Consider the following 16,314-nt stretch of genomic DNA (forward strand, 5'->3'; position numbering starts at 1 on the left):
GGTAATTTTGCACCCGTTTTAAAGAATTAAAATCTTTCTGCCTGATGAAACACAGATCATTTATTCGATTACTCCTTGCTTTATGCCTGGTTACCAGCTGCTCCCATGCGTTTGCGGCCCGTATCTACGTAAAGCAAAATGCTACGGGTGCCAATAACGGTACTTCGTGGGCCAATGCTTACACCAACCTGGAATGGGCGCTTGCTTTTGCTGCGAGCGGCGATGAGATCTGGGTGGCTGCCGGAACGTATTACACTTCCGATATGAACGACCCGAACAACAGCTTTGTTTTGGGCGACAATGTGAAGCTTTACGGGAATTTTGCCGGTACTGAAACCAGCCTCAGCCAGCGTGTGGGCCTCACTCCGAATGCTTCGGGGGCGAACCGCACCAATGAAACGATCCTTTCCGGGGATATCGGTGTGGCGGGAACGAATTCTGACAATGCTTACCGGGTGATGTACCTGGTTGGAAACACCACTTCCGTTTTTATTGACGGGATCAAGATCGTTGGTGGTAACTCGCGTGCCGGTGTGGTGCGCGGGAAAGGTGCAGGGATCTTCATCCAGAACAGTGGAACCGTGCAGCTGAGCAATGTCATTATTATGAATAACGTGAGCTCTGCCGAAGGAACTCCGGGAGGAGCCGGTGGTGGACTTTGCATTGACAACAGCGGTGCTTTCACGTTAACCAATTCGGTGATCCGCAACAACACGCTTGCGGAAACAACTACGTATTACAGCGGTAGCGGCGCTTTTCTTGGCGGCGGCGGACTTTATTGTAACTCCAGTTCTGTTCAGATTTCCAACAGCTTCATTACCAACAACGCGGTTGCATCCGGCGGATACGGGGATGTTTACGGAGGAGGTGTTTGCCTGAAGCGCTCCGGTGTTTCCAACGTGACAGTAACCAACACGGAGATCACCAACAATACTATTACCAAGAACGGATCTTTGAGCACTTACGCACAGGGTGGTGGTTTTTACTGCTACGGAACTACTGCAAATACGCTTTTACTGAGCGGATCCAAATTCAACAACAACGCCTGCCAGGCCGTTGCAGCGAATACTTCTTACGGGGAAGCTTACGGTGCAGGAGCTTATTTCTTCGGAGATACCCTGCGCATTGCAAACTGTGAATTCCTGACAAACACCGTTACAGGAGGTGTAAATACCTACGGTGGCGGGTTCTATTGCGATCAAACCAAAAAAGCATACCTGTCGAATTCCCAGTTCAACTATAACACCCTGACCGGAGGACGAACGAATTACGGTGGAGGAGCTTACCTGTCAAGCATTTTCGGTGCGTTGCCTTTTGAGATCAGTAACTGCCAGTTTTCCAATAACTCCATGACTTCCACCAAGGCAAGTGCTACCGGAAGAGGGGGCGGATTATACACCGCTTCATCCCTTATTATTACAGGATCCCAGTTCAATGACAACTCCATCACCATGACCTGTACCAATACCAGTATTGCAGCTTCGCAGGCGGGCGGATACGGAGGCGGATTAGCAACTTCAAACTCTCTGGATGTAGATAACTGTACGTTTAACAACAACCAGATCTACAATTCCATGAACTACAACACGGAGAATTACGCTACGTTCAATAACCAGCATGCCATTGCTTATGGAGGCGGGATCTATACTTCTACGTATTTCAATGTCAAGAATTCTTCTTTCCTGAACAATTACAACCTGGGAAATGCCAATGCACAATATACCGGTTATGCTACACAGGCACTGACCAAAGGTGGCGGTTTTTGTGTAGAATTCTCTTCAGCACCGGCTACCGGGCCTTCCAAATTACTGAACTGTGAATTTAGCGGGAATACTACCTATTCAGCAGCTTATTCGAATATCAACAACAGTGCGACCAAAGGTGGTGGTGTTTCGATTGAAAATACGTACACTGCTTACCAGGTTCATGTAGACGGATGTACCATTTCCAATAACCTGTCATACATCGCTAATCCGAACGCTCCTACCAATTCAGGAGGCGGGATCCATTTTTCGAGTGCCGGTCATATTTTCCGGACAAAGATCCAGAATAACCTGGCACGCTCACTGAAAGGCGACGTTTATGGAGGTGGAGCTTACACGGCTGCCAGTGGATTTATTTCCAACTGCCTGATTACCGGTAACGCCGTTATGGCCCCGAGTAAAGCTTACGGAGGCGGGATCTATAACACCGGAACATCTACCATGTCGAGCCTTACGGTTGCTGAAAATAAATCAAACAGTACCAGCAGTGCAGACGATAAAGGTGCGGGAGTTTACAACAATTCAAACAAAAGCCTTTACAACTCAATCGTTTACTACAACGAGTCTACAGACAATTATTTCGGGCAGGCTTCTTACCTTCCGTTCAACAGTATCATCCAATATTTCCCGAACGGGGCAACGAACTACAACCTCCCTCCTTTCTTTGCAGATACGGCAGCGAATGATTTCCACGTAGCGGCAAACTCCATCGCTATCAACCATGGAAACAATACCTACATTCCTGCCGGGGTAACTCTTGACCTGGACGGAAATCCGCGTATCCTGAATTCCACCATCGATATCGGTGCCTACGAGCTGGATCCGTGTATCAATCAAACTTCCATTACAGCTTCTATCTGTCCGGGAGGTTCTTATTCCTTCAATGGAATGACTTTAACTGCGGCGGGTGTCTATAAAGACACACTGACCAACGTTTCAGGTTGTGACAGTATTGTTACCCTGAGCCTTACTTTGAGCGGCGGAACAAGTTCCAATACCACCATTGCCGTTTGTAATAGCTATACCTGGAACGGAACTACTTACACTGCTTCGGGGACTTATACCTGGAACGGGACCAATGCAGCAGGATGTGATTCAACGGCAACCCTGAATTTAACGATCAAACTTCCAACCACTTCCACTGTTACGGCAAGTGCATGCAGCAGCTATACCTGGCACGGAACAACGTACACCGCGGGCGGAACCTATACCTGGACCGGAACAAATGCAGCCGGCTGCGATTCAACAGTGACTTTGAACTTAACGATCAAGCAACCGACCTCTTCAACGGTTTCCGCTTCTGCGTGTAGTTCTTACAACTGGCACGGAACAACTTATACAACCAGCGGTTCTTATGTTTGGCACGGAATCAATGCAGCGGGTTGTGATTCGGCGGTAACACTGAACTTAACGATTAAACAACCGACAACGAGCACGGTTTCTGCAACAGCATGTGACAGCTATACCTGGCATGGAAACACGTATACCTCAAGCGGGGCATACGTATGGCATGGAACGAACGCTGCAGGTTGTGATTCGGCGGTAACTCTGAACCTGATCATCAATCAATCGACCAATTCCAGCAGTACTGTTGCAGCATGCGGCACATACACGTGGCACGGAACCGTTTATTCGACAGGCGGAACCTATACCTGGACAGGAACCAATGCGTCCGGATGTGTGTTGACAGAAACATTGAACCTGATTATCAAGCAACCGACGACTTCCACTGTTTCTGCTTCCGCTTGTAGTTCTTACAACTGGCACGGAACAACGTATACTGCTTCAGGTGCTTACACGTGGATCGGGACAAACGCGGTAGGTTGTGATTCGACGGTTACTTTGAATCTGACAATCAAGCAACCGACCACGTCAACTGTTTCTGCTTCTGCATGTAATTCTTACAGCTGGCATGGAACGACTTATACGACTTCCGGAGCTTATACCTGGATTGGTACGAACGCAGCAGGATGTGACTCGACTGTTACTTTGAACCTGATTATCAAGCAACCGACAACTTCAACCGTTTCTGCTTCCGCTTGTAGTTCTTACAACTGGCATGGAACGACTTACACTGCTTCAGGTGCTTACACGTGGATCGGGACAAACGCAGCCGGTTGTGATTCGACGGTTACTCTGTACCTGACAATCAAACAGCCGACAACTTCAACGGTTTCTGCATCTGCTTGTAACTCTTACAACTGGCATGGAACAACTTACACTACTTCCGGTGCTTATACCTGGATTGGAACGAACGCGGCAGGTTGTGATTCAACAGTGACTTTGAACTTAACGATCAAACAACCGACCACTTCAACAGTTTCTGCTTCTGCTTGTAGTTCTTACAACTGGCATGGAACGACTTACACTGCTTCAGGTGCTTATACCTGGATTGGTACGAACGCGGCAGGTTGTGACTCAACGGTTACTTTGAATCTGACAATCAAACAACCAACAACTTCCACCGTTTCTGCTTCTGCTTGTAACTCTTACAACTGGCATGGAACAACGTATACTGCTTCAGGCGCTTATACATGGATCGGGACAAACGCTGCTGGTTGTGACTCAACGGTGACTTTGAATTTAACCATCAAACAACCGACCACTTCAACGGTTTCTGCTTCTGCTTGTAATTCTTACAACTGGCATGGAACAACGTATACCGCTTCAGGTGCTTACGTTTGGCATGGAACGAACGCGGCAGGTTGTGATTCGACGGTTACTCTGAACCTTGTTATCAAACAGCCGACAACTTCCACTGTTTCTGCTTCTGCTTGTAGTTCTTACAACTGGTATGGAACGACTTATACCGCTTCCGGAGCTTATACCTGGATCGGGACAAACGCGGCAGGTTGTGATTCGACGGTGACTTTGAACTTAACAATTACGCAACCGACAACTTCAACCGTTTCTGCTTCTGCTTGTAACTCTTACAACTGGCACGGAACAACTTATACCACTTCCGGAGCTTACACCTGGATTGGCACGAACGCGGCAGGTTGTGACTCAACAGTCACTTTGAACCTGATTATCAAGCAACCGACCACTTCAACAGTTTCTGCATCTGCTTGTAGTTCTTACAACTGGCATGGAACAACGTATACTGCTTCAGGTGCTTATACCTGGATCGGGACAAACGCGGCAGGTTGTGATTCGACCGTTACTTTGAACTTAACGATTACGCAGCCGACAACAAGTACCGTTTCTGCTTCTGCTTGTAATTCTTACAACTGGCATGGAACAACGTATACTGCTTCAGGTGCTTATACCTGGATCGGGACAAACGCGGCAGGTTGTGATTCGACCGTTACTTTGAACTTAACGATTACGCAGCCGACAACAAGTACCGTTTCTGCTTCTGCTTGTAATTCTTACAGCTGGCATGGAACAACTTATACCGCTTCCGGAGTTTATACCTGGATTGGTACAAACGCGGCGGGTTGTGATTCAACTGTTACTTTAAACTTAACGATTACTCAACCGTCAACAAGCACGATTTCTGAAACTGCGTGCGGTACATACACATGGCACGGAACAACTTACACCACTTCCGGAGCTTATACCTGGATTGGTACAAACGCGGCTGGTTGTGATTCAACAGTCACTCTGAACTTAACAATTACGCAACCGTCAACAAGTACGGTTTCTGAAACAGCTTGTGGTTCTTACAACTGGCATGGAACGACTTACACTACTTCCGGAGCTTATACCTGGATCGGGACAAACGCAGCAGGTTGTGACTCAACGGTGACTTTGAACTTAACGATTACGCAACCGTCAACAAGCACGGTTTCTGAAACTGCGTGTGGTTCTTACAACTGGCATGGAACAACTTACACTGCTTCCGGAGTTTACACCTGGATTGGAACGAACGCAGCAGGTTGTGACTCATCAGTGACTTTGAACTTAACAATCACTCAGCCAACAACTTCTACTGTTTCTGAAACGGAATGTGGTTCATTTACATGGCACGGAACTACTTACACTGCTTCCGGAGTTTACACCTGGATTGGAACGAACGCAGCAGGTTGTGACTCAACAGTGACTTTGAACTTAACAATCACTCAGCCAACAACTTCTACTGTTTCTGAAACGGAATGTGGTTCATACACCTGGCACGGAACAACTTATACCACTTCCGGAGTTTATACCTGGATCGGAACAAACGCAGCAGGTTGTGACTCAACGGTGACTTTGAACTTAACGATTCAATCTGTGAATGCAACTGTAACAGTACAAGGTGCTACCATGACTTCTGCAGAATCGGGAGGCACTTACCAATGGGTGAAATGCGACGGTTCGTTCACAGCGATCAACGGTGCTACTTCCCAAAGTTATACTCCGGTAGTAAATGGTTCTTACGCGGTAATCGTTACCGGAGCAAACGGATGCACCGACACCAGTGCTTGTGTAAACATTGCAAACGTTGGCTTGAAGGATCTTTCTTTCGAAGCTGAATTGAAAGCATACCCGAATCCGACAACCGGCAACGTAAGAGTTGACCTGGGAGAAACGCAATACAACATCACGCTTACCGTGCGCGATGCACTTGGAAGAATGGTCAACCAATACCGTTACGAGGCAGCGCAATCCATTGATCTGGATATGCCGGAAGCACGCGGTGTGTATTCACTGACACTTGTAAGCCAGGAAGGTAAATCTGCGATCCTTCAGATCGTGAAACAATAACTTATTTCGCACCTGTATATCATCAGAAAGCATTCCTCCGGGAGTGCTTTTTTTTGTTTTACCCGAAATAAGTTTCCTACTTCTAGATTTCCTGCATCAAAGGTTTGATCTGTAAACTCACAATGCTGCACCGTTTGGGCTGCGAAAGGCAGAAAATAATAGCCCAGGCAATATCCTGTGCCTCCAGCATTTCTTCGTTTTGTACCTTCTTTTCCAGATCTTCCACAAAACCTTCCTGCATATCCGTAAGCACAGCACCCGGCTCAATCAGCGTTACATGAATATTGTATGGGTTCAATTCCTTTCTCAGGGAAACCGAGAAACCTTGTATAGCTGCTTTGGCGGCTACATACATCGAACTTCCGCCATCCCTGGTTTCAGCACTCATGGAACCGATATTGATAATGTGGCCGCTGCCGTTCTGCTTCATTCGTTTAGCTGCTTCATGAACACACATCAGGTAACCGTCCACATTGGTGCTCAGCATGTAATTCCGGTCTTCATGACTTCCTTCCAGAACACTTCCGTAACCGATTGCCGCATTGTTGATCAGCACGTCTATCGTACCGAATTCGTCATCAAATCTTTTAAAAACTGCTGCTACATCATCCTTCTCGGAAGCATCAGCTATCATACCTATTACTTTGTTATTTCCTGTTTTATCCCGTTCTCCCCAGGCTTCATTCAACTTTCCCAGAGTTTCATCCAGTTCCTCCCTGTGTCTTCCGAAGATCATAACACGAGCTCCCAAAGAAGCCAACAAAAGTGCTGTAGCCCGCCCGATCCCTGCTGTTCCTCCGGTAACCAGGACATTTTTATCTGCCACTGTTACCGGTAAATAATCCATCAATTTTTTCATGTATTCAGCCAGTTATTTATTTTTCTTCGAAAAATAACCTTCCGGGAAGCGGGAATCTTACAAAATCACAGGTGTGATTTATATAATTATTGGGAGAAATAGTACGACGATCTATTTATCATGCTCCTCTATTTTTAAAAACCCCGCTTTTTCTTAATAATCGTTAATACTTGCCGGCACCTGCATACAGATCATTTTTCAAATAACTAACTTATCCGTTAAACAGAGAGTATGCTTAAATTCACAGATAAGGGAATGTACTGTCAACCGGGAAAGTTTTATATCGATCCCTGGCGTCCGGTGGACAAGGCGCTCATTACGCACGGCCATAGTGATCATGCGCGCTGGGGAAGCAAAGCCTATTTGTGTCAGCACGACACGAAACCTATTCTCAAACTCCGGCTCGGAGCAGATATATCTGTAGAAAGTGTTTCATATGGCGAACCCATTTCCATCAACGGTGTTAAGGTGAGTTTTCATCCAGCAGGACACATCATCGGATCGGCACAAATCCGCATGGAATACAAAGGCGAAATCTGGGTAGTAACCGGTGATTACAAACTGGCAGACGATGGCATCAGTGCACCTTTCGAACTCGTAAAATGCCATCATTTTGTGACCGAATCCACTTTTGGCTTACCGATTTACCGGTTTGATCCACCCGAAAAGACGTATGCAGAAATCAATCAATGGTGGGCGCAAAATGCCGCCAACGGAATAAACACCGTGCTTTTGGGTTATGCCCTGGGCAAATCACAGGCAATCCTGAATGCACTGGATCCGGGTAACGGGCCCATTTTCCTGCATGGTGCAGTAGCCAATGTGAACGACGCACTAACAGAATCCGGATACCATTTCCCGGGATCACGCATTACTGCCGAAACGGATCGCAAAAGCATCCAATCGGCCCTGATCATGGCCCCGCCTTCTGCCTTCGGAACTCCCTGGCTTCGGAAACTGGCTCCTTACAAAGTTGCCATGTGCAGTGGCTGGATGGCCCTGCGCGGTGCAAGACGCAGAAAAGGAGTGGATAAAGGCTTTGCTCTTTCAGACCATTGCGACTGGAACCAGCTCAACGAAGCTATTCTTGCCACAGGCGCAGAACATGTATATGTGACGCACGGTTACGAGTCGGCATTTTCGCGCTGGGTGCGTGAAGTGCACCAGCTGAGTGCTTATGAGGTCAAAACATTGTTTCACGAAGGAGAAGACGAAGATTTATGAGGCTGTTCACCCAATTATTCACCGCAATAGACGAAAGCACGAAGACTACCGTAAAGGTGGCAGCACTCGTTTCCTATTTCCGGCAGGCTTCGCAAGAGAATATCCTGCACGCCATTGCGTTGATCATGGGAAACAAACCCAAAAGGCCCGTTAAAACAACCGAACTCAAAGAATGGGCAGCTGAATTGGCCGGAATTCCGAATTGGCTCTTCGACGAATCGTATTACATAGCCGGCGATTTGGCAGAAACCATTGCATTGCTCCTTCCACCTCCGGTTCAGCAGCGCGAACTGGACCTTGCAACACTGATCAAAGACTTGTCGAGACTCATTGTTCTTTCACCGGAAGAGCGCAAGGAAGAAATCCTGGATTACTGGAAATCGCTTTCGGGCAGCGAACTTTTTGTGTTCAATAAACTGATCACCGGAAACTTCCGCATGGGTGTTTCGCGGCAATTGGTCATCAAGGCACTGGCTCAATTCCTTGAAATGGACGAAGCACAGATCGCGCACCAGCTTATGGGCAAGTGGAAACCGGAAAACGAAACACTGGATTCGCTTTTTGGCCGGGAATCACTTACCGGGAAACATTACCAACCCTACCCTTTTTACTTAGCTTATCCACTGGAAGCGTTGCCCGAAACCCTCGGGCCGATCAGCGACTGGATCCTGGAGCGCAAACTGGACGGGATCCGCGGGCAGATCATTGTGCGAAACGATGAACTTTTTGTCTGGAGCCGCGGTGAAGACCTCCTGACAGATAAATTCCCGGAATTCCATCCATTAAAAGAAATACTGCCCGCAGGAACGGTTATAGACGGCGAAATTATTCCGCTTCTCGACGGCAATTATCTGGGATTTAACGAAATGCAGAAGCGCATTGGTAGGAAGAACCTTTCCAAAAAGATCATGGCCGATGTTCCGCTGGTGATGGTCTGTTACGATCTGCTCGAATGGCAGGGAGAAGACCTGCGCCGGAAATCCCTTTCCGAACGGCGAAGCCTGCTGACCGGTTTACTGGAAAATTATCCCGTCAATTCTATTTTAATTTTATCCGAAGACCTGCCCTTCCAAAACTGGGAAGAAGCAGCCGCATTCCGCATCAATGCCCGCAAGGAACAGTGTGAAGGGCTGATGATCAAACGCCGGGAAAGCAACTATGAGATCGGTCGCAAACGAGGTAACTGGTGGAAGTGGAAAACCGAGCCCATGACAATTGACGGAGTGCTGATCTACGCACAAAGCGGTCACGGACGGCGCGCCAACCTGTTTACCGATTACACCTTTGCCGTGTGGGATGAAAACGGGAACCTGCTTCCGTTTGCCAAAGCTTATTCCGGTTTGACAGATAAAGAAATTGTGACGCTCGACAATTGGGTGAAGCGCAATACGGTTGAAAAATTCGGCCCGGTAAGAAGCGTGAAACCTTATTGGGTTTTTGAGATCGCCTTTGAAGGAATTGCGGAGAGTCCGCGGCATAAGTCGGGAATTGCTTTGCGTTTCCCACGAATCTTGCGTTGGCGGCAGGATAAAAAAGCTTCCGAAGCCAACACCATCTCGGATCTGAAAGACTGGCTAAAATTCGATACGCATGAGTGACCTGGGAAATACGTGGTTTTTCAACCGGGGCTGGACAGCGCATAAATTCCAGGAACAAACCTGGGCGGCTATGGCTAGAGGAAAATCGGGTTTGCTGAATGCGCCTACCGGGTCGGGAAAAACCTATGCAATCTGGTTCGGACTGCTGGAACACTATTATAAAAAGCGCAAAAAAACGAAAAGCACCCGGGAAAAACCCAAACTACATAGCTTGTGGATCACACCGCTCAGAGCCTTGTCGCGGGAAATCCACCTGGCAGCACAGAGAGTCAGCACCGATTTTGACCTCGATTACGACGTACAGCTTCGCACCGGTGACACTTCCGCGGCAATGCGGCAAAAACAGAAAAGTCAATCACCGCAGGCCTTGATCACCACACCGGAAAGCGTTCATTTACTGCTGGCTTCCAAAGACTACGCAACTTATTTCAGCGAACTGAGCTTTGTGATCGTAGACGAATGGCATGAACTCCTAGGAAGCAAGCGCGGTGTACTCATCGAACTCGCCCTAAGCCGATTGAAAGCTATTTGCCCGAAACTCCAGATCTGGGGAATCTCCGCCACGATCGGAAACCTGGAACAAGCCATGGACATTTTACTGGGGAAAGATCACCAGGGCATCATGGTACGGGCGGTGAACCGGAAAAAGCTGGAAATGCATACGCTTTTGCCCGACACGCTTGAAAAGTTTCCCTGGTCGGGACATCTGGGCGTGAAAATGATCGATAAAGTATTGCCCGTTATTTATGCCCATCAATCAACTTTGCTGTTTACCAACACGCGCTCACAAGCCGAGATCTGGTACCAGCAGCTGATCGAAGCGGATCCGGAACTTTCCGGGCAGATTGCCATGCACCACGGTTCGCTGAGCGAAGAAGTACGGTTTTGGGTGGAAGAAGCTTTGCATACCGGGAAACTGAAAGCCGTGGTATGTACCAGTAGCCTGGATCTGGGTGTGGATTTCAGGCCAGTTGATTGTGTGGTCCAGATCGGATCATCGAAAGGAATTGCGCGCTTTATGCAACGTGCAGGCAGAAGCGGCCACCGACCGGACGCTACCAGCAAGATCTTTTTCCTGCCGACACATTCGCTGGAGATCATGGAAGGTGCAGCGATGCGCTATGCCGTAAGCGAAAAAATGTACGAACAACGTCAGCCCTACATCCGTTCGTTCGATGTACTGCTGCAATACCTGGTAACGCTATCGGTTTCAGACGGTTTCCACCCTGAAGAAATCTATTCGGAGGTGAAATCCACCCATTGTTTTGAATCAATAACAGCTGAAGAGTTCAGCGAATGCTTGCTCATGATCACACAGGGCGGTAAAAGCCTGCAGGTTTACGACGAGTTTCACAAAGTGGAAATCATTCCCGGTGAAAACGGAAAGCCGGCTCTTTATAAGGTCAACAGCCGTCAAATTGCCATGCGTCACCGGCTTGGGATCGGTGCCATTGTTTCCGATGCCATGTTGCAGGTAAAATTCCGGAAAGGTGGCTATCTGGGAAGCATCGAGGAATTTTTCATTTCGCGGCTCAAACCCGGCGAGGCTTTCTTCTTTAGCGGAAGACTGCTGGAACTCGTGCAGGTAAAAGACATGCAGGCCATTGTAAAACCTTCGGTACAGAAAAAAGGAATTGTGCCATCCTGGAAAGGCGGACGCTTTCCCATTACAACCGATTTTTCCACGGCTTTGCGGCATACTTTTCTGCAGATTCGAGAACCAGGCAGGAACCAGCCGGAAGAACTCCGATTCCTGCATCCGCTTTTTGAAAAACAGGAAGCAGTTTCGGCTATTCCCGGTGAAGATGAATTGCTGGTGGAATACGTTGCTACCAAACGCGGATTTCACCTGTTTGTATTTCCGTTTGAGGGGAAATTAGTCCACGAAGGAATGGCAGCCGTTATCGCATACCGCCTGAGCCAGGTTTCCAAAGCTACTTTCAGCATTGCTTCGAATGAATACGGTTTTGAGCTGCTTACGGATGTTGAATATGACATCCATAACCTCATCGGGAACGGTTTGTTTTCACCGGAAAACCTGCTGAACGACATTCAGCATGGTATTAATATCGGGGAAATGGCCAAGCGCAAGTTCCGGGATATTGCAGGAATCGCCGGGCTTGTTTTCAAAGGATTTCCGGGCAAACCTCAAAAAACCAAGCACCTGCAAGCCAATTCCGGACTTTTCTTTTCTGTTTTCGAAGATTACGATCCGGCAAACCTGCTCCTGCGTGAAGCTTACGACGAGGTCTATGATTTCCAGCTGGAATATGCGCGTATGTACACCGCCTTCGAACGCATTTCTACCCATCGCATCATCTTCAAAACGCCGGAGCACCTTACTCCTTTCGCTTTCCCGGTTTTCGCAGAATCCTTCCGGGAACGTTACAGCAACGAAGATTGGCAATCCAGGCTGGAAAAACTGAAGAAACAACTGGAATAACAAGCAAAACCACTCCTTTCTTATCTTTATGTATCTTTAAACTATGAAATCCGGGAAGATCGTTCTCCAGCAAACCGAATTGCAATTATTGCCCGAAAAGGCGGTTTTCCTGCCTGAATTCCAAACGTTGTGCATTGCAGACTGGCATTTGGGAAAAGCGGCCCATTTCCGGAAAGCAGGCATTGCACTTCCCCAACCGGACCTGTCACTGGAATTTGACAAACTCTCCCGGCTGATTGACCGGTATGATGCGCAACAGGTGATTTTGCTGGGAGATATCTTTCACAGCGACCTCAACAAGGACTGGTTCCATTTCGAAGAGTTTATCAAAGCACATGCGCATATTGCATGGATTATCACCATGGGAAACCACGATCTTCCGGGGAAAGCCAAATTCTCTTCGCTCGGAATCAATGCTACAGATGAATTCCGGTTGGGAAACCGGATTATTGGGACCCATCATCCTTTGGAAAACGTTCCTGAGGATTGTCTCAACATTGCCGGCCATGTGCATCCGGGCTGCGAAATTTTCACTCCCGCACGCCAGACATTCAAATTGCCCTGCTTCCATTATTCCCGCTCGGTACTCACTTTACCGGCTTTCGGAGGTTTAACGGGTTTATTCATCCTGAAACCCGACGAGCACAACCGCATTTTCCCGATTATCGGTGACGAAGTGAAGGAAATCCGGTTCAACCGATCGAATTCTTAAAAACTAAACGAAACCGCTATCCTTTCTTATAATTCGTTAAAAGGTTCAAGGCACTCCTGAAATTGGGCTATATTTAAGTATGGGCAAAAAAATAGCAAGCTGGATAAAAAACAATCCTTCACGGGTAAGAATGATCGTGGGAGTGGCAGCCGGCATCGTGTTTGCCATGATTGCATCCATTATCACCCATGAAATTCTCCACCTTTGCGGAATCATGCCGGCGATACATAAACCCTTATTCGATACCGAACTCGTAACCATCGAATTGATCTATCACAGCATATATGTCATTGTGGGAGCTGTAATAACCGCCCGAATTGCCAAAGAACATACCCGGAAAGCAACTTTTCTAATGGGATCCAAAGAAGCCATTATGTGGCTTTTGGGAGTTGCCCTTCTGTGGAACCACACTTTTGCCTGGTATAATTTAACCAAAGCAGGCTTGGGCATTCCTCTGGCACTTTTCGGAGGATTTCTTTACACGAAACTCTTCCGGAAATCTCCCGGCACACAAAAAGTACCCGGTCAATGATTATTCCCGGAGTTAATCCGTTCAAGGGTCTTGTCTAAGGCATCCTCTGATTTCACCTCCACATCGGGAGTTACTCCCGCTTTATCCAGGCGCACACCATCGTAGGTATAGAAATCTGCAATCGGCAGCAGAAGCATGAATTTCTTTTGCAGATAGAACGGATATGCAGCCAGCATTCCGCCATAGGTTTTTTCGCCGACAACAGTAGCTCTTTTCCTGTTTTTCAGCACGTAGACAATCGGTTCGCAGGTACTTCCAGTGTAGTGATTGGTCAGTATGTAAAGCTTTCCGGTGAATACCGGGTTTTCGGGCTTCTTAAAGATAAGCTTCGCCCCGGGTGAAACACGCAGTTCATTCCCGAATTCTTCGGTGCTTTTAGGTTGAAGTTCCGGCAAGGTGCGGAACAATTCCGGCTGATAACCCGAGTAATTCAATTTGTTCGTGAGGAAATAACCTACTTCCAGGTCTTCCCTTACGATGTATTTTGCCAGTGCGAAAGCCGGGCCAACACCACCACCGCCATTGTTCCGTAAGTCGATGATCAGGTGTTTATAGGACGTATTTGACACAATTCCGGGTAAGATGGCTTCCAATTCTTCCGCTGAAGTAGTGAAGTTCTTTATTTGCAGGTAAGCCGTAGAATCATTTTTTACTTCAAACACCACCGATTGATCCGCCGTTACCTGTTCCTTATTCTTATTCTCATTCTCATTCTCATTCTCATTCTCATTCTCTTTTTCCGACACCAGCAAATTCAAATGCGTAAACGGAAGTTTGGAAGTCATCATGCTGAAACCAAAAAACACTTCAATATCATCGTGTGCCCTACCGCAGAGTTTCTCCAGTTTTTTCTCGAATTTCTTCCATTCTTTGGTTTTCAGCGGCTGTTTGGAATAGATATTATCGGTGATGGTTTTGATCAGTTCCCGTCCCAGCAGCGTATAGTCGTTCTTGTCTTCAGAAGAAGCAATTCCCTTCAGGATACCGATAGTTGCTCCGTCCGCATTGAGTAATAATCCGCTTAAGCTTTGGTTGTGCACGATTCCCCGGAAGTTCAGTTTTCCGAACATCGGGATAGCTGTTTCCCCCACCAAACTATCTCCCTGCTGCACTCCTTTTATATTCACTATGATCCCTTTTTTCGGCAATTTGCCCATCATTCTTCCCAATCTTGCCTTACCTCCCAGCATGCGGACATCTGCATTTTTGGGAGAACTGATCTTAAATTGATCTTTCGTGGTGCTCAAGTCCAAAAAAGTGGAAATAACGGTACCGCCACCAAAATCGATGTCGCTTTTAAAATGTCCCGCTTTGTTTTGGGCGAAAGCTGGTGTAAAAAGAAAAAACAGTGCGAAATTCAACCCGATGAATTTCAGTTGTGCATTGTTGAACATACGTGTAACCGATTTAATTGTGTGATCAAAGAAAACACGAAATCCGTTACCCGGCTGGAAATTGTGATGAAATGATTAGCTTTTTTGACGAACAGAGTAGATTTTAAATGATCATTGCTGAATGATCAATTATAAAGAATATTCCGACCCGGTACTTCCTTATTTAAAATTGACTGAACAGAGTCGAAATCTGCTTTTACTTGTTTGTAATAGGTTTTTGAAAGCGGAATCTCTTTATCACTTGTCATAAACGAAATTTTGGCGCCTTGCGAGTTCCCGGTGATTTCCCGGATGTTTCCTGCATTGACCAGGTACGAACGATGGCATCTTTCCAAAAACGGCAACTGTTCGTAAACATTCGACAGGGTTTGACGGAATGTCAGGGAGATTACTTTCCGGTACTCATCTATGAAACAGATCTCCACGTAGTTTTCTACAGCTTTCACAAACAAGAGATCCGCTTTTTCCAGTTTCAGAACTTCATGCTTATTCTCCCCGATCAATATCATGGAACTTTCTGCCAGAGGAACGATCTTTTCACCCAATTTTTGTCGTAAGTAAATCATGGGCGGGACAAACACGGGAACCATACAGGTCACTGTAACACTCATGAAACGCAGGTAAGTCCAAAACGTATATTCCCGGAAGTAATTAACGATTGTGCGGTTGTATGCATAGAGCACCGATCCTGAAACGAACAGATATAACAATGTGGAAAGAATCTCCCGCTTGACGGTCCAGACTTTTCCGGTTCGGCGATACCAGCCATTTTCAAATCTTCCCAGCAGGATAAATACCAATCCGGCGAAAATACCGTAACCGGAAAGCAGCAATGTTTTGTACTCCGCATCAAATTGACTGGTATCGAAAGGCTGCAGCACAATAACGATAAAACATAGATAAACACACAAAGTAAGTCCAATCAGTGCTCTTCTTCTTCCGGATACCGTAAAATGGATTTGTTTGTTTAAAAAGTTCAAGATCTGTGCCTTTTGTATGGGCGAAAATAAGCACTTTTTTAGTTTGTTGCGTTTTACGCGATTAACCGCACATTGGAAACTGGTTCTAAGACCAGGAAGATCGCAGCTCTATTTTTTATT

At 47.0% G+C, this 16,314-nt stretch carries 9 protein-coding genes; 6 read left to right on the plus strand and 3 right to left on the minus strand.

Annotation, left to right across the window (positions count from 1 at the left end; genetic code table 11):
• Positions 1 to 44 precede the first annotated feature (44 nt).
• Positions 45 to 6,452, plus strand: a complete 6,408-nt coding sequence (locus tag ABDW02_RS08210; protein WP_343633985.1) for a choice-of-anchor Q domain-containing protein — start codon at positions 45 to 47, stop codon at positions 6,450 to 6,452.
• An 82-nt stretch (positions 6,453 to 6,534) separates the two neighbouring features.
• Here ABDW02_RS08210 and ABDW02_RS08215 read toward each other — a convergent pair whose 3' ends face one another.
• Entirely contained in the window at positions 6,535 to 7,311 is a 777-nt protein-coding gene (locus ABDW02_RS08215; protein ID WP_343633987.1) for an SDR family oxidoreductase, read from the minus strand.
• Between the two features lie 231 nt (positions 7,312 to 7,542).
• Between ABDW02_RS08215 and ABDW02_RS08220 the strand changes: the two genes are divergently transcribed.
• The 5 genes from ABDW02_RS08220 (at position 7,543) to ABDW02_RS08240 (ending at position 13,820) form a co-directional block, all read left to right on the plus strand.
• Positions 7,543 to 8,535, plus strand: coding sequence for a ligase-associated DNA damage response exonuclease (locus ABDW02_RS08220; RefSeq protein WP_343633989.1), 993 nt, complete (start codon positions 7,543 to 7,545; stop codon positions 8,533 to 8,535).
• Entirely contained in the window at positions 8,532 to 10,133 is a 1,602-nt protein-coding gene (locus tag ABDW02_RS08225) for an ATP-dependent DNA ligase (RefSeq protein ID WP_343633991.1), read from the plus strand. The genes ABDW02_RS08220 and ABDW02_RS08225 overlap by 4 nt, the downstream gene beginning before the upstream one ends.
• A complete protein-coding gene (locus tag ABDW02_RS08230; RefSeq protein ID WP_343633993.1) occupies positions 10,126 to 12,576 on the plus strand; it encodes a ligase-associated DNA damage response DEXH box helicase in 2,451 nt (816 codons plus the stop codon). Before ABDW02_RS08225 ends, ABDW02_RS08230 begins: the two co-directional genes overlap by 8 nt.
• Before the next feature lie 43 nt (positions 12,577 to 12,619).
• Positions 12,620 to 13,288, plus strand: coding sequence for a ligase-associated DNA damage response endonuclease PdeM (gene pdeM, locus ABDW02_RS08235; RefSeq protein WP_343633995.1), 669 nt, complete (start codon positions 12,620 to 12,622; stop codon positions 13,286 to 13,288).
• 79 nt (positions 13,289 to 13,367) lie between these two features.
• Positions 13,368 to 13,820, plus strand: coding sequence for a hypothetical protein (locus ABDW02_RS08240; protein WP_343633997.1), 453 nt, complete (start codon positions 13,368 to 13,370; stop codon positions 13,818 to 13,820).
• Here ABDW02_RS08240 and ABDW02_RS08245 read toward each other — a convergent pair.
• Positions 13,814 to 15,214, minus strand: a complete 1,401-nt coding sequence (locus ABDW02_RS08245) for a S41 family peptidase (protein ID WP_343633999.1) — start codon at positions 15,212 to 15,214, stop codon at positions 13,814 to 13,816. The two genes, ABDW02_RS08240 and ABDW02_RS08245, sit on opposite strands and share 7 nt — an antisense overlap.
• 125 nt (positions 15,215 to 15,339) lie before the next feature.
• Positions 15,340 to 16,194 carry a LytTR family DNA-binding domain-containing protein gene (locus ABDW02_RS08250; protein ID WP_343634001.1) on the minus strand — a complete coding sequence of 285 codons (855 nt, stop codon included), beginning with the start codon at positions 16,192 to 16,194 and terminating at the stop codon, positions 15,340 to 15,342.
• Between the last annotated feature and the right edge of the window lie 120 nt (positions 16,195 to 16,314).

It is taken from the genome of Fluviicola sp., from assembly GCF_039596395.1.
GTDB lineage: Bacteria > Bacteroidota > Bacteroidia > Flavobacteriales_D > Crocinitomicaceae > Fluviicola.